A 14,735-nucleotide genomic window follows, 5' to 3' on the forward strand; every position below is an offset into this window, starting at 1 on the left:
TCACCTGAGACGGCCCCATCCACACATACGTAGGGCGCGACACCGGTGGGGGCGTGGTCGGCGCCGCGCACGACGCCCAAGACCCCAGGGGAGATAGCTGCGTCCTCACTCGGCGAGAAGCGCGAGCGCTCTACTGTTCATCTCGCGTTCGCCCATGCTACATCGACCTCGGTCAATATAGACGTTAGTCGATGTCATTCGGGAGTGAACGATGTCCAGCACGCACAAGCGAGGCGATCTCGCAGTCGACCAACGGCTTGCTCTCGCCACCGCCGCCCGTCGCCTGGCCGAGGCGTTCGCCGGCACGTTCGGCGCGGAGACCATCGAGCGGTTCCTTCACACCAGTTACGACCAGTTCGCCGGCAAAGCGGTCGTGCCCCACTACCTGCCCTTGCTCGCCGAGCGGTTCGCCCGCCAGCGCCTGCACGCCCTGGCCCGGGCCGAAGGACATCACGACGGTCGTCCGATCGTGCTGTTCCTGTGCGTGCACAACGCCGGACGCTCGCAGATGGCACTGGGCTTCTTCGAGCAGTCGGCCGGAGATCGTGCCGTGGGCTGGTCCGGTGGCTCAGAGTTCGCCGTCGAGGTCAACCCGGCGGCCATGGAATCCATGGCCGAGCTCGGCATCGACATCTCACGCGAGTTCCCCAAGTCGTGGACCGATGAGATCGTCCGCGCCGCCGACGTGGTGGTCACGATGGGGTGCGGCGACGCCTGCCCGGTCTATCCCGGCAAGCGCTACCTCAACTGGGAGCTCGACGACCCCGCGGGCAAGAGCGTCGAGGACATCAGGCCGATCCGCGACGAGATCGAGCACCGGGTCCGCCGGCTCCTCGCCGACCTCGAGATTCCAGCGAGCCGAACCCCAGGTATCGAGGCTCAATAGATGTCTGTCAATATAGACAGTGGTCCATGTCAGATGCGAGGAGACGCGATGGAACCACTCGAGGTGCTCCAGTGCAGCCCGCCCCTGGCGCGCGAACCGCTCGACGCCGAACAGGCCGCCGGCCTGGCGCGGGTGTTCAAGGCGCTGGGCGATCCCGTACGGCTGCGCATCCTGTCGATCGTGGCCAGTCACGAGGGCGGCGAGGTGTGCGTGTGCGACATCACCAACGCGTTCGAACTGTCCCAGCCGACGATCAGCCATCACCTGAAGGTGCTCAAGGACGTCGGCCTGCTCACCTCCGAGCGCCGCGCCTCCTGGGTCTACTACCGCCTGGTGCCCGAACGACTCGGCGAACTGTCGGCCCTGCTCGACACCCCCGCCGCCGTCTGAGGAAGGAAAGCGGCTTTGTCATCGACCGACGTGACAGCCAGAACCCCGGCGGTCATCGGCGGCCTGTCCACGCTCGACCGGTTCCTGCCACTGTGGATCGGCTTGGCGATGGGCGCCGGACTGCTGCTCGGACGGACGGTGCCCGGCCTCGACGCGGCCCTGGAAGCGGTCAAGATCGGTGAGATCTCGCTGCCCATCGCGCTCGGCCTGCTGCTCATGATGTATCCGGTGCTGGCCAAGGTCCGCTACGACCGGCTCGACACCGTCACCGCCGACCGCCGGATGCTGCCGGCCTCCCTGGTCCTCAACTGGGTCGCGGGCCCGGCTCTGATGTTCGCCCTGGCCTGGGCCCTCCTGCCCGACCTGCCGGAATATCGCACCGGGCTGATCATTGTCGGCCTGGCCCGGTGCATCGCCATGGTCCTCATCTGGAACGACCTGGCCTGTGGCGACCGTGAAGCCGCCGCCGTCCTGGTCGCGCTCAACTCGATCTTCCAGGTGGTCGCGTTCGGCGCCCTCGGCTGGTTCTATCTGCAGGTTCTGCCCGGCTGGCTCGGGCTGTCGCAGGCGGCGCTGGACGTCTCGATGTGGGACATCGCCCAGTACGTGCTGATCTTCCTGGGCATCCCGCTGATCGCCGGCTATCTCTCCCGCGAGCTGGGCGAACGTACTCGGGGCCGGGAGTGGTACGAGTCCCGCTTCCTGCCCAGGATCGGCCCCGTCGCACTGTACGGTCTGCTGTTCACCATCGTGATCCTGTTCGCACTCCAGGGCGAGACGATCACCTCCCGGCCCGGCGACGTGGCCCGTATCGCCCTTCCCCTGCTGGCGTACTTCTTCCTCATGTTCGGTGGCTCGTTCCTCGCCGGCCGCATGATCGGCCTCGGGTACGAGCGGACCACCACGCTCGCCTTCACCGCGGCGGGCAACAACTTCGAGCTGGCCATCGCGGTCGCGGTCGGCGTTTTCGGTGTCACCTCCGGGCAGGCGCTGGCCGGGGTGGTCGGGCCGCTGATCGAGGTGCCCGTGCTGGTCGCGCTCGTCTACGTCAGCCTGTGGGGCCGCCGACTGTTCCGAGGCGAGGAGACCGTTCATGCCTAGCGTCCTGTTCGTGTGCGTGCACAACGCCGGCCGCTCCCAGATGGCCGCCGGGTGGCTGTCGCACCTGGCCGGCGACCGGATCGAGGTCCGATCGGCCGGCTCGGCCCCGGCGGACCGGATCAACCCGATCGCCGTCGAGGCGATGCGGGAGGTCGGCGTCGACATCGCCGCCGCACAGCCGAAGGTCCTCACCACCGAGGCCGTCGAGGCATCCGACGTGGTGGTCACCATGGGCTGCGGGGATGCCTGCCCGATCTTCCCGGGCAAGCGGTACGAGGACTGGAAGCTCGACGACCCTGCCGGTCAGGGCATCGAGGCCGTCCGGCCGATCCGTGACGACATCCGCGCCCGCGTGGAGAAGCTCATCACCGAGCTCACCGGCTGATCTGGGCGACCGTGTCTCTCGCGGTCCGGCCGGCGCCGATGAGGGTGGCCGAGGCGGGTCCGGTCCAGTCGCCGTAGCCGAGCAGGTGCAGCCGGGGCTCGCCGACGGCGCGGGTGCCCTCGGTGGGGATGAGCCCGTCGGGACCGCGCAGGCGCAGCGGTGCCAGATGGCCGAGCGCGGGCCGGAACCCGGTGCACCACAGAATGACGTCGCAGGCCAGTTCGCTGCCGTCGGCCCAGGCGATGCCTCTCGGGGTGATGCGCGTGAACATCGGCTCGGCCTTGAGCACGCCCCGCTCACGTGCCTCGCGCACGGGCGGCACTGCCACGATGTCGCCGAGGTCTCCGATACCCGGGACGGTCTCCCCCGCGAGGGCGGCGCGGTGGCGGCGAGTGGCCAGCTCGAACAGCGCGCGGCCGTCGAGCTCGTCGGACAGCAGGCGCGGCGGCCGCCGGGTCGCCCAGGTCGTCGTGGTGACCGTGGAGATGTCGGCGAGCAGTTGGGCCGCGGAGTTACCGCCACCGACGATCACCACATGACGGCCGCGGAAGGGCTCCGGATCCCGGTGGTCGACTGTGTGGAGTTGCTCGCCTCGACGGCCTCCTGCGCGCCATGGCCGCCCTGACGCTGGACCGGCGCGACCTCGGTGTGCTGTGGCAGCGGGAGTCCCGCAATCTCCCGGTGCCCGAGCGCGACCAGCTCCGCCGCCGCTTTCGCTCCATCGCGGCCCGTGCGGCGACGACCCTCGTCGCTGCCCGTCCCGGCCTCTCCCCCGCCGACGCCGACCTGCTGGTGTGGGCGATCTTCGCCACGTTCGCCAGCCCGTCCCACCACTCGGTGACCCTGCCGCGCGCCCGTTTCGAAGACCTGCTGCACGCGATGGGCAGCACCCTCACCGAAGTCGCCCTGCCCCAGGCGCCGGGCCCGTCAGCCGGCGCGACCCCGTCCGATCAACCGCGCCCGGGGCTGGCTCGCGCCTCCCGCCGGGAAGTCCTCATGGACGCGGCCGCCCGGCTGTTCAACGAGCGCGGCTACCAGGCCGTGAGCATGGAGGACATCGGCGCTGCCGCGGGCATCAGCGGCGCGGGCATCTACAACCACGTCACCGCCAAGTCCGACCTCCTGGTGGCCGCGCTCACCCGCGCCGCCGACGCCCTGCAGCTCGACGCCTCCCGCGCCTTCGCCACCGCCACCAGCCCCCGGGACGCTCTCGACCTGCTGCTGCGCTCCTACATCGACCTGACAGTCAGCCACAGCCACCTCACCGGCACGTTGATCACCGAGGTGATCCACCTTCCTGCCGAGCAACGCCACACGATCCGGCGCCTCCAGTACGACTACGTCAGCGAGTGGGTGCACCTGCTCACCGCCGAGCGACCCGAGCTGATCGAAGCTGAGGCCCGGGTCGTCGTGCACGCGGTCTTCACCACCATCAACGACCTCGCCCGGATCGACCATCTGCGCGAACGGGGTGATCTGTCTGGCGATCTTCTTGCCGCCTGCCAGGCTCTCCTGCTCGCACGCACCGGGTGAGATCAGCGGCCGGGCGCCGAAGTCGCGAACCAGTGACCGGCTCAGTGGCGCTCCGCGAGCTTGGCGAGAACGTCCAGTTCGAAGAGCCACGGCGGTGCCTCCGGCGTTGACGTACTCAAGCCACACGGGGACGCTCATGACGCAAGGGTCGCGCCTTGTTCGTGGGTGATGCAGGCGATGCGTCACGCGCCTTGTCCTCGCCACCGGCATGGCGCGGCCGGCGCAAGTTCGACAAACGTGCTTCCCAGGGCTTTCGCTCTTCCCTTTGATCTATTATCGTCGATTAACGATGAGCGAGGAAACGGGACCGCTGCCGCGCGCGGAGGCCGAAGAGTACGCGAGCTGGTTCAAGGCACTGGCAGACGCGACGCGGATCCAGATCGTGTCGCTCCTGGCCCGGCGGCGCGCGCCGATGAGCGTGGGCGAGATCGTGGCCGCCTCAGGGGTGGGCCAGTCCACCGTCTCGCACCATCTGAAGATTCTGGCCGAGGTGCGGTTCGTGCTGATGGAGCGGCGGGGCACCGCCGGCCTGTACCGGATCAACGAGGTCTGCGTGAGCTGTTTCCCGACCGCCGCCGACGTGGTCATGGGCAACTCCGCCCCGGCCCCGCCCACCTGCGAGTAGAGGAGCGATGCCATGGCGCAAGAGGAGATCATCAGGCGCTACTCCGCGCTGGCCCGCGACGCCGCGGCCGGCCGGACGGTCGCCGACTGCGGCCCCGAAGCCTTCGACCAGGGCCGATTCGGCGCCGCCGGCTACGACGACCTCGGCCTGCTGCCCGAAGCGGCGGTACGGGCGAGTCTGGGCTGCGGCAACCCGGTGGCCGTCGCCGAGTTGCGGCCCGGTGAGACCGTGCTCGACCTGGGCTCGGGCGGCGGCATCGACGTGTTGCTGTCCGCCCGTCGCGTCGGCGAGCACGGCAAGGCCTACGGGCTGGACGCCAGCGCCGACATGCTGGCCCTGGCCCGCCGCAACGCCGAGCAGGCGGGCGCGCGCAACGTGGAGTTCCTGCACGGCACGATCGAGCGGGTGCCGCTGCCGGACCGGTCGGTGGACGTGGTCATCTCCAACTGCGTCATCAACCTGTCCAGCGACAAGGCCGCGGTGCTGGCCGAGGCGTTCCGGGTGCTGCGGCCGGGCGGCCGGTTCGGCGTCAGCGACGTCGTGACGGACGGCGAACCGGACCCCGATCGGCGGGCGGCCGTCGAAGAGCGGGTCGGCTGCGCGGCCGGGGCGCTGCCGGTGGCGGAGTACCGGCGGCTGCTGGCCGCATCGGGGTTCATGGACGTGCACATCACGTTGACCGCCGGCCACGGCGACGGCGTGCACTCGGCGATCGTCCAGGCCGCCAAGCCCGCCGCCCCGCCGGGGACGGAGATCAGGCCCATGCGCGACGACGACGCCGACCAGGTGCTGGCCATCTACCAGGCCGGACTGGACACCGGCCAGGCAAGTTTCGAGACCACCGCCCCGAGCTGGGAGGGCTTCACCGCGGCCAGGCTCCCCCACCTGCGCTACGTGGCCTTCGACACCGGCACCGGCCAGGTGCTCGGCTGGGTGGCCGCCTCCTCTGTCTCGGCCCGGCCTGTGTACGCCGGGGTGATCGAGCACAGCGTCTACGTCCACCCGGGATGCCAGGCCCAGGGCATCGGCCGGGCGCTGCTGTCGGCGTTCATCGCCGCCGGCGAGGACGCCGGGATCTGGACGATCCAGTCCGGCATCTTCGCCGAGAACGCCGCCAGCCTGGCCCTGCACCAGGCGCTCGGCTTCCGGGTGGTCGGCACCCGGGAACGCATCGGCCGCCACCACGGCGTCTGGCGGAACGTCCTGCTGATTGAGCGCCGCAGCCCCGCAACCAAGAACAGACCGCCGTAGAACCGTTTCGCGGTCTCCAGGTGCGGACGGTCGAGCTCGATCCAGCACGGCGAGCCGGGTGGTGAGCATGCGTGCTCCCCCTTGACAAAGCGAGGGTGGTCCACCCTGGTGCAGCCCATGTCGTGGACGACGGGTCGTCCCCCGCCCCACGCACCCCTGACTCTTGTCTTGACATGGCGACAACCCTCGAGGTGTGCTGGATGTAAGGCCTATATCGCCGCATGTCAGTGAGGCGATGAGGATCTCGACGGGGGCGTCATGGCGACTTATGCGTATCGCTGTCTGGAGTGCGGGCCGTTCGAGGTGCGCCTGCCGATAGGGACCGCTGAGGCGGTTGCCGACTGCCCGGCGTGCCGGTCTCCGGCTCGTCGCGTCTTCACCGCGCCGAGCCTCGCCCGGCAGTCCCCGGCGATGTCCGCCGCGCTGGCCCGGGACGAACAGAGTCAGGAAGCACCCGAGGTGGTCACGCACGTGACTCCCGAGCGGCGGACACCGCAGCACCCGGCGCTGTCGCGCCTGCCTCGGCCTTGAGCAGACATGACGATCGATCCGAACGTTGCGTACGCCTGGACTCGTGGCGTTCCTGAACACACCGCCCGTCCGGGGCGTGAGGAGGTGTGTGGGGATGGGAGCCGTCGGACTCCTGTACGTGGGCGCAGTGCTCTTCCTCAATGGTCTGATGCTCCTGGGAAAGGTCGAGCCGCGCGCAGCCGGGATCTTCAATCTCTTCGTCGGAGCCTTGCAGGTGGTCACACCGACCCTGCTGATCGTCTTCAGCCCCGGCGATCCGGCCGTGCTCCTGAACGCGTCGGGACTCTACCTCTTCGGATTCACCTATCTCTATGTGGGGATCAATCTGCTGGGCGGATTCGACACCACAGGTGTCGGCTATTTCTCGCTCTTCGTGGCCATCATGGCGCTCGGATACTCCTACGCCAACTTCCAGCTCCTCGGTGATCCGGGCTTCGGAGTCATCTGGCTCTACTGGTCCTTCCTGTGGACGCTCTTCTTCGTCCTGCTCGGCTTGAAACGCACGCAGATCACCAGGTACACGGGCTGGGTCACGGCTATCCAGGGATGGGTCACGGCGGCGATTCCGGCATTCATGATCCTCACCGGATCCTGGCGCACCACCACCCTCTTCGCGGTCATTCTGGCCGTGTTCGGCCTGGTGGTGTTCGCCGTGCTGTGGCCGCTGACGAGACGCGGGGAACCGGCCGGCGAAACCTCAGAGGCGCAGGGGACCACCGGCACGCATCGCTTCCACCGGACGTGACCGAGCTCGAAGAGAGGTGAGGCGACACGCTGACCGCGAAGGAGTCATCGACAAAGGAGGGGAAGCTGTCATGCCGAAAGTCGTATTCAGCGTCGACCAGTCGAAGCCGATGAAGGACCAGGCGACCCCAGGCCACAACCGCTGGCACCCGGATATTCCCGTGGTGGAAATGGTACGTCCCGGTGAGGAGTTCCGGGTCGAGTGCCGCGAATGGACGGACGCCCAGATCGGCAACAACGATTCGGCGAACGACGTGCGCGATGTCGACCTGAGCTTCGCGCACATGCTGAGCGGGCCCATCGGGGTCGAAGGAGCCGAGCCCGGAGACCTCCTCATCGTCGACATCCTCGACCTCGGCCCGGTGCCGCAGCAGGTCGGGGACGCACCAGGGCAGGGCTGGGGCTACACCGGCATCTTCGCCAAGCGGAACGGCGGCGGATTCCTGACCGACTACTTCCCCGACTCGTACAAGGCGATCTGGGACTTCCACGGTCAGGTCGCGACATCCCGCCACCTGCCGGGAGTCCGGTTCACCGGGATCACCCACCCTGGACTCTTCGGCACCGCGCCGTCGGCCGAGTTGCTCAGCTCCTGGAACCGCCGGGAGCAGGCGCTCATCGACACCGACGCGGGACGCGTTCCGCCGCTCGGCCTGCCGCCGTTGCCCGAGCACACGCTCGCCGGCACCGCCGACGGCGACCTGGCACAGCGGATCGCCGCCGAGGGAGCACGCACCGTGCCGGCGCGGGAGAACGGCGGTAACCACGACATCAAGAACTTCACCCGCGGCGCCCGGGTCTTCTACCCGGTCCACGTCCGTGACGCCAAACTCTCCGGAGGCGACCTGCACTTCAGCCAGGGCGACGGGGAAATCACCTTCTGCGGCGCCATCGAGATGGGCGGCTACATCGATTTCCACGTCGACCTCATCAAGGGCGGCATGGAGAAGTACGGTGTCACCACCAATCCGCTGTTCATGCCGGGAAACGTGGAGCCGAGATACTCCGAGTTCCTCTCGTTCATCGGGATCTCGGTGGACCACGACACCGACACCAACTACTACCTTGACGCGACGGTGGCCTACCGCAGGGCCTGCCTCAACGCCGTCGAGTATCTCAAGAGGTGGGGTTACAGCGGCGAACAGGCCTATCTGCTCCTCGGCTCGGCGCCGATCGAAGGGCGTGTCAGCGGGATCGTCGACATTCCCAACGCCTGCTGCTCGCTCTACCTGCCCACCGAGATCTTCGACTTCGACGTACGTCCGAACATGGAAGGGCCCGTCAAGCAGGACCGGGGCAAGTGCGCCGTGACGAGTTGAGCGGGGGACGTCACCGAGACCACGACGGCGGGGCCGACTGAGCCTCGCCGCTCGTCGCTTGGACCCCGAGAGGTCGGCGATCAGGTCGGTGCTGTGACTGAATGCCAGGATGCGAGGCGAGCTTCACCTCACGGCGTGCCGCCGATAGCGCATGCGCGGCACGGCGGACGACCGCAGGTGCACTGCGTGATGGCATCGAGGACACCGTGGTCGTGGTAGAGGCACTGGTCGTAGCAGGTGTGACGGGGAATGAACCCCGCCTGGATCTCGTCCGGCCACGGGTCTTCGCCTTCACGGCAGCGTACGAACTGCTCCGGGTGCGTCGCGTGCAGTCCCTCCAGGCGGGTCCGAGCCTGGGTCTCCAGCGTGCGGGCCTCCGCCACCAGGGTCTTCAGCTGGGAGGCGAGGTCGGAGTACCGGTCGTCGCCGGTTCGTACGTGGGCCGCCCGCAGCGCCATCATGGCGTTGCCCAGGAAACGGCCGGCGTCCTGGAGGTCCGTGGAGTGGTGCAGCTGCATACCTGTCACGCCCCGAACCCACACGGCGTCGTTGTTCATTGATCAACCTTTCGAAGGTGCGAGCGCTCCTGTTCCGGAGTTGTACGAGGCTGTCAACGAGGGTAACTGGAATTGTGGGCGAATTGCCGCATTTGTGAGGTTAGCCGTGGGCGATGGAAGTGACTTTGAAATAGCTTTGCCAGAATTTTGGCCCCAGTGGCCATCCCATCCAAGGTGGCTTGCACGCCGGTGTGCGGGTGTTCAGGAGTCGCCGACCACCACGACCACAGCCCTTGCCGTGTCCCCGGCCGCGCAGCCGTAGACCAGGCTCGATCCGTACGGGTTCATCCGGTCCAGCGGGAATCCGGTCGTTCACGGCGAACGGGTTGTGCGTGGTCACCACGCCGATGCCGGAGATGTCCAGAAAGGCGTCGCGCAGGGTGGCGCGGGCGGCCGAAACCGGCGCCTTGGGCATCCGCACGCTGATGTGTCGCCTCTGGCGACGGACGTGATCGATCGCTCCGCTTGCCAGCCGGTGGTTTCGGGATGTCTCAGTCAAGGGCGGGAAGCGAGGGAACAGGAGCGAGGCCGAGGTAACGGCCTGCCGCGCTCAGAGCCGTACGAACATCATCGGCGACCTGCTGAATGGCGGAGTCCCTGGAGACTTCAGGGGAGTGACCGAAGCCGATCCAGACCTCGGCTGTGGTGCGGCCACGAGAGATCCGCTCGCTGTAGGCGCCCGGCACGAGTTCCCCGAAGACGAGCAGTTCCTGCAGGCCGGCCTGACGCCACCAGGCGAGCCAGTCCGGGGCCTGGTTGACAGCTTGGACAAGGTGTCCGGCGACATCGGCGTAGGCGCTGTCGTGCGGCAGACTCTGGTCGGTGGTGCTCCAGAACACCTGGAGCCAGTGCTTGCCGGGGCGGGAGAAGTCCACAACGAACGGGGCCACCGGCTCCTGAGGTTCACCGAACAGGGCCTTGCGGTAGGGCTCCAGATGCTCCAGGAACACCGGCCAGTCCGCGGCCCAGACCTCGCGGAGATAGTTGTCGTCGGCACGGGTGGCCACATTGAACGCCACGGCGGCCAGGCGACGCAGGTCGTCGGAGACGGTGAAGGGGTTGCGGTCCAGCCAGTGATGAGCGGCCTCATCGGGAGCGATTCCCGAGATGCGGGCCGCGATCAGACAGGCGATCGCCAGGGCGGCCTCCACTTGGCCCTCCTCGGCATAGTCCTCGCTGTCGCGGACGAACTCGTCGAGCACCTCGATCATCGCCGCCGCGATGTCATCGCCTTCTTCCAATTCCGCGATGGCGTCGGCGGCCTCGTCGCTGTCGAAGGGGCCTTCGAAGAAGGGCGTCGGGTCATCCATGCTGCGGCTCCTTAGCGAAGAGGCGATCAGGGTATGGGCAGGGGTCACGGTCATGTCGGGCGAAGTGGTGTACGTAAGCCGATCCTCAACCGTGGAGATAGGGCTCCCAGGTCATGGTTTTGTCGGCCCCGCGCGAACGGGGATGGTCCCAGGTGGGCGACGACCAGGCGGGCATGCTCGCCTGGTCGTCGCCGCACGCGTGACAGGTCCCGCCCGAGGGCGGGGATCCCGCACGTGATCTGCGCCTTCGCGTGCTTGTCGATCACTGAGCCGTTTTCATCCCTGTGCGGCGGGCGGGACCCAGCACACAGCAGGGCCGTCGTCCCCTGCCCCCGTTCCGAGGGCGACATAGGAAATCGATGATGCCATGCGACCTTGAATGTCCTCTTGGCGAACCTCTGACAGACGATCAACAAAGTCGCGACTCAGATCCTGCTTACTCGGGGCACCCAGGGCAGGTCACGGCCTACGGCGAGTGCCCGTCTTCTGTCGGCCGCACCTCGCTCAGGACAGAAGAGGGACATGGGATGCTTGAGAAGCTCACGGACGTGCCTCCTGGAGTCGATGCCATCAGGGCTGTCGGGCATGTGTCGAAGGACGACTACGAGATAGTGATCGAGCCGCTGGTTGATGAAGCCCGGAGAGAAGGCCGCCATATCCGGTTCCTTTACGAGTTCGGTCCGGATTTCCAGGCCTTCACGCCGGGGGCCGGCTGGGAAGACCTCAAGATCGGCCTTGGGTCCATCCGGCTGTTCGAGGGCTGCGCGATGGTGAGCGACATCGGCTGGATCCGCGAGTCGAGTCGGCTCATGGGCTTTCTGATGCCGTGTCCGGTGCGTGTCTTCGGTAACCAGGAGCGCGACGAGGCACTGCGCTGGCTGAGTTCGCTGCCTGAAGGTCCCGGTGTCTCCCACCGTCTCGTACCCGAGTCCGGGGTCATCGTGGTCGAGGTCAAGGAGCCCTTGCGAACCCAGGACTTCGATGCGCTGGCGTTGACAGCCGACGGCTGGCTCGAAACACACGCTGGATTGGCGGGCGTCGTCGTCCACGCTCGCAAGTTCCCCGGTTGGGAGAACATCGCGAGCCTGCTTCGACATGTGCGCTTTGTTCGCGACCATCATCGGAAGATCAGAAAGGTTGCCCTGGCATCCGACAGCGAGCTCGCCGGCTTGGCGCCTCACCTTGCGAACCACTTCGTCCAAGCCGAAGTGCGGCCCTTCCGATACGACGAACTCGATGACGCCATCGCGTGGGCGGCGAGCCCTCCCGAGCAGCGCGCGACCCGGCCGGACTGATGCGGTGGCCGTGGCCTTCCAGGATTCTGTTGTGCATACCCATCCGAGGCGGTGACACCATCGATCCGGAGCGGGCCACCGCGGTGGCCGGCATACAGAGAGCCGGGCATCGCGCCGAGCAGGAACGAGGACACCGCGCTCAGGTCGTAAGCGGTGGCGGGGGCCGGCACGTCGATGAGTCCCCCACCGATCCGGTCTGGCCGCGATTGCCCCGCAGATTGTTCAGGCAGCGGCATCACCCGGTTCCCGGGCGAGTGGCCTGAGGTGACGGTCAGTCACGGGGCAGAGCGAACGGGCCGGGAAGCCGAAAGAAGCACCCGTGGTGATGGACCATGGTCTCGCCAAAGAACAAAGATCACAGCCATATGGGTGCATGGAGCATGCATACGGGTTCGGCCCTGCTCGGGCTGAATAGGTGTGCGGTGGCACTGCAGGTCATGCTGGAGCGGGTGCTCGCTGCATGAGCATGCTGTCCTGGGCGGCGCCGCGGCGAACGTGGTGGTGCTCGGCATCGCCCCCCCCCCCCCGCGACAACACCCCGATCAACCGTCGTTCTCGTCGCCCCGTACCTGTGGCTGCGCTATCTCATGTGACCGGGGACGACATTCCAGGAGTCGTCACCCGATGTCCCGGCGACAGAGCCGAGCAGATCCTGTGCAGCGACTGTGACGCCCGTGACGACATTCCGTTCGGAAACATCCGAACAAACCGATATGCTTGGCTCGTGAGTGTCGATGAGTTCGTGGAGGATGCCGGGCTCTTCTACGAGCGGCTCGGGCTGAGCCGCACGTCAGGCCGGGCGATGGGCTGGCTGCTGACCGCCGGCACCTCCGGCGCCGACGCGCCGGAGCTGGCCGAGGCGCTGGCCGTGGCCAAGAGCAGCATGAGCGTCGCGCTGCGGCAACTGGAGCAGGCAGGGCTGGTCGAGCGGTTCCGGGTACGCGGCGAGCGGCGCGATCGCTATCGGCTGGCCGAGGACGTCTTCGCCCGAGCTTTCCGCGCGAAGATGGCCGAGTTCGAGAGCTTCCGCGCCCTGGCCGAGCAGGGACTGCGGGCGGTGGGCGACGATCCGGCGCGCAGGCGGCGGCTGGAACTCATGCGCGACATGTACGCGTTCATGATGGACCGCTTCCCCCGCCTGCTGGAGGAGTGGGACGAGCTGAAGGACCAGCGATGAGACCCTTACTGATCACCATGGGCAGCCGCGGGGACGTCCAGCCGTACCTCGCCCTGGCCCGCGGGCTGATGGCCGCCGGTCACCGGCCGCTCCTGGCCGCGCCCCGGCGGTTCGGGCCGCTCGCCGCCGCCCACGAGGTGGAGTTCGCACCGTTGACCGACGAGATGCTCGCGCTGCAGGACACCGTGCGAGGACAGGGCGTGCGCGCCGCGATCACCGCCGCCGGCGCGGTCAAGCCGATGCTCCGCCGCCTGCTCGACGACCAGGCCGCGCTCACCGCAGGCCCGGCCGACGTGGTCGTCTACCACCCCAAATCCCTTGGCGGACCGTACGTCGCGGAGAAGCTCGGCGTCCCCGCCCTCGCCGGACTGCTGCTCCCGCTCTACCTTCCCACCGCCGCCTTCCCCTCCCCCATCCTTCCCGTACGCGTGCCGCGCGCACTCAACCGGGCGAGCTGGCGCATCTCCTCCGCCGTCGAGGCGCCCTATCGGGGCACGGTACGGGAATGGCGGGCCGGGCCGCTCGGTCTGCGCGGCCGGTGCCGGCCGGTGGCCGACCTGGTCAGGGCCGGCGGCGTGCTGCACGCCTGGAGCCCTTATCTGCTCCCTGCCCCCGCCGACTGGCCCGCCGACGCCCAGCCCACCGGGTTCTGGACGCTGCCCACTCCCGGCGGCTGGACGCCGCCCGAACGGCTGGCCCGGTTCCTGGAAGACGGCGACCCGCCCGTGTACGTCGGCTTCGGCAGCTCATACAGCGGCGACGCGGAGAGGCTGACCGCGACGGTGCTGGAGGCCGTCCGGCTGACCGGGCGCCGCGCGATCCTGGCCACCGGTTGGGGCGCCCTGCGACAGGGCTCGGAGCCGGACGGCGTTCTGATGATCGACGAAGCTCCGCACGATTGGCTGCTGCCCCGTGTGGCCGCCGCGGTGCACCATGGCGGGATCGGCACGGTGGCCGCCGCGCTGCGCGCGGGCGTCCCTCAGGTGATCCGGCCCTTCCTCGGGGACCAGCCGTTCTGGGCCGATCGGCTGCACCGCATCGGCGTCGCGCCGGCTCCCGTCACCGGCCGCCTCACGCCCGGCAAGCTTGCCGCCGCCGTCGAGGCCTCGGCCGTGCTGGCCTCGGCCGCCCGCGCGCTCGCCGCACAGGTCGGGGCCGAGGACGGCGTGACCACCGCTGTCGCCCGCATCGCTCGCGCGAAAGGAGCGCGAGGCCCGGCTCCGCGAACCGACGGTGACACATCACCTTTGCCCTGAGGCGAGGCCGCCGGGCACCCTGAGGATCCTCGGCCAGGAGCAGCGGAGCATGTTCGAGGAGAGGGTAGAAGGCTCCGACGCGGTCCCGGGCCTCGACGACGCCGTCGGTGAAGACAGGATGCGCTCCCCGTCCCCGAAGGGAACGCGGTACAGCTTGGGCCGCCGAGATGCCGGGCCAGGCTCGCCTCCAGCCGGTCTCCCACCTCGGCCAGGTCGGGCTCGTCGTGAGCGGCTTAGCGGAAGGCGCCCAGAACCCAGGCCACCGCCTCCAGGCCTTGCCCTGGACGTCTCCGACGAGCAGGCGCACCCCGTGCGGGGCGGTGACGACCTCGTACAGGTCTCCCCCGATCCAGGCTTCGGCCGCTGCGGAGGTCG

Annotated in this window: 16 protein-coding genes and 1 pseudogene; 13 read left to right on the plus strand and 4 right to left on the minus strand. The window is 68.5% G+C overall.

What is annotated here, in order from left to right; all coding sequences use genetic code 11:
- Positions 1–211: 211 nt before the first annotated feature.
- Genes AB0K05_RS37260 through AB0K05_RS37275 form a run of 4 tightly spaced genes read left to right on the plus strand, consistent with a single transcriptional unit; the run spans position 212 to position 2,762 of the window.
- A complete protein-coding gene (locus tag AB0K05_RS37260; protein WP_364235689.1) occupies positions 212–886 on the plus strand; it encodes an arsenate reductase ArsC in 675 nt (224 codons plus the stop codon).
- 48 nt (positions 887–934) lie between these two features.
- Positions 935–1,276, plus strand: a complete 342-nt coding sequence (locus AB0K05_RS37265; protein WP_364235691.1) for a metalloregulator ArsR/SmtB family transcription factor — start codon at positions 935–937, stop codon at positions 1,274–1,276.
- A 30-nt stretch (positions 1,277–1,306) separates the two neighbouring features.
- On the plus strand, positions 1,307–2,377 hold the full coding sequence (arsB, locus tag AB0K05_RS37270) for an ACR3 family arsenite efflux transporter (RefSeq protein ID WP_364235693.1): 1,071 nt from the start codon (positions 1,307–1,309) through the stop codon (positions 2,375–2,377).
- Positions 2,370–2,762, plus strand: a complete 393-nt coding sequence (locus tag AB0K05_RS37275) for an arsenate reductase ArsC (protein ID WP_219547287.1) — start codon at positions 2,370–2,372, stop codon at positions 2,760–2,762. The genes arsB and AB0K05_RS37275 overlap by 8 nt, the downstream gene beginning before the upstream one ends.
- Here AB0K05_RS37275 and AB0K05_RS37280 read toward each other — a convergent pair.
- Positions 2,752–3,354 (minus strand): annotated as a pseudogene (locus tag AB0K05_RS37280) (pyridine nucleotide-disulfide oxidoreductase); the annotation flags it as partial. The gene AB0K05_RS37275 and the pseudogene AB0K05_RS37280 overlap by 11 nt on opposite strands.
- 20 nt (positions 3,355–3,374) lie before the next feature.
- Here AB0K05_RS37280 and AB0K05_RS37285 point away from each other — a divergent pair.
- The 6 genes from AB0K05_RS37285 (at position 3,375) to fmdA (ending at position 8,765) form a co-directional block, all read left to right on the plus strand.
- The gene (locus tag AB0K05_RS37285) at positions 3,375–4,295 is read left to right on the plus strand and encodes a TetR family transcriptional regulator (RefSeq protein WP_271275049.1); all 921 of its coding nucleotides are present in this window, start codon (positions 3,375–3,377) and stop codon (positions 4,293–4,295) included.
- A 289-nt stretch (positions 4,296–4,584) separates the two neighbouring features.
- Positions 4,585–4,920: a metalloregulator ArsR/SmtB family transcription factor gene (locus AB0K05_RS37290; protein WP_271275048.1), complete on the plus strand. Its 336-nt coding sequence runs from the start codon at positions 4,585–4,587 to the stop codon at positions 4,918–4,920.
- A 12-nt stretch (positions 4,921–4,932) separates the two neighbouring features.
- Complete coding sequence (locus AB0K05_RS37295; RefSeq protein ID WP_271275047.1) at positions 4,933–6,171, plus strand: GNAT family N-acetyltransferase; 1,239 nt, start codon at positions 4,933–4,935, stop codon at positions 6,169–6,171.
- 258 nt (positions 6,172–6,429) lie between these two features.
- The gene (locus AB0K05_RS37300) at positions 6,430–6,702 is read left to right on the plus strand and encodes a zinc ribbon domain-containing protein (RefSeq protein WP_364235698.1); all 273 of its coding nucleotides are present in this window, start codon (positions 6,430–6,432) and stop codon (positions 6,700–6,702) included.
- A 94-nt stretch (positions 6,703–6,796) separates the two neighbouring features.
- A complete protein-coding gene (locus AB0K05_RS37305) occupies positions 6,797–7,447 on the plus strand; it encodes an AmiS/UreI family transporter (protein ID WP_271275046.1) in 651 nt (216 codons plus the stop codon).
- 70 nt (positions 7,448–7,517) lie between these two features.
- Positions 7,518–8,765, plus strand: coding sequence for a formamidase (gene fmdA / locus AB0K05_RS37310; RefSeq protein WP_271275045.1), 1,248 nt, complete (start codon positions 7,518–7,520; stop codon positions 8,763–8,765).
- 128 nt (positions 8,766–8,893) lie between these two features.
- Here the strand turns inward: fmdA and AB0K05_RS37315 are convergent, their stop codons facing one another.
- The 3 genes from AB0K05_RS37315 to AB0K05_RS37325 all read right to left on the minus strand — a co-directional run bounded on the left by AB0K05_RS37315 (position 8,894) and on the right by AB0K05_RS37325 (position 10,632).
- Positions 8,894–9,322, minus strand: coding sequence for a hypothetical protein (locus AB0K05_RS37315; protein WP_148030836.1), 429 nt, complete (start codon positions 9,320–9,322; stop codon positions 8,894–8,896).
- A 100-nt stretch (positions 9,323–9,422) separates the two neighbouring features.
- On the minus strand, positions 9,423–9,737 hold the full coding sequence (locus tag AB0K05_RS37320) for a hypothetical protein (RefSeq protein ID WP_364235702.1): 315 nt from the start codon (positions 9,735–9,737) through the stop codon (positions 9,423–9,425).
- 76 nt (positions 9,738–9,813) lie between these two features.
- Positions 9,814–10,632, minus strand: a complete 819-nt coding sequence (locus tag AB0K05_RS37325; RefSeq protein WP_364235704.1) for a DUF4259 domain-containing protein — start codon at positions 10,630–10,632, stop codon at positions 9,814–9,816.
- Positions 10,633–11,159: 527 nt separating this feature from the next.
- Between AB0K05_RS37325 and AB0K05_RS37330 the strand changes: the two genes are divergently transcribed.
- The 3 genes from AB0K05_RS37330 (at position 11,160) to AB0K05_RS37340 (ending at position 14,360) form a co-directional block, all read left to right on the plus strand.
- Positions 11,160–11,927 (plus strand): STAS/SEC14 domain-containing protein, encoded by a 768-nt coding sequence (locus tag AB0K05_RS37330; protein WP_271275042.1) that lies wholly within the window; start codon positions 11,160–11,162, stop codon positions 11,925–11,927.
- Between the two features lie 724 nt (positions 11,928–12,651).
- Positions 12,652–13,104, plus strand: coding sequence for a MarR family transcriptional regulator (locus tag AB0K05_RS37335; protein WP_187281085.1), 453 nt, complete (start codon positions 12,652–12,654; stop codon positions 13,102–13,104).
- Positions 13,101–14,360, plus strand: a complete 1,260-nt coding sequence (locus tag AB0K05_RS37340) for a glycosyltransferase (RefSeq protein ID WP_271277043.1) — start codon at positions 13,101–13,103, stop codon at positions 14,358–14,360. The genes AB0K05_RS37335 and AB0K05_RS37340 overlap by 4 nt, the downstream gene beginning before the upstream one ends.
- Positions 14,361–14,735: the final 375 nt, after the last annotated feature.

This window comes from Nonomuraea sp. NPDC049486 (assembly GCF_040676925.1).
GTDB classification, from domain to species: Bacteria; Actinomycetota; Actinomycetes; order Streptosporangiales; family Streptosporangiaceae; genus Nonomuraea; species Nonomuraea ferruginea.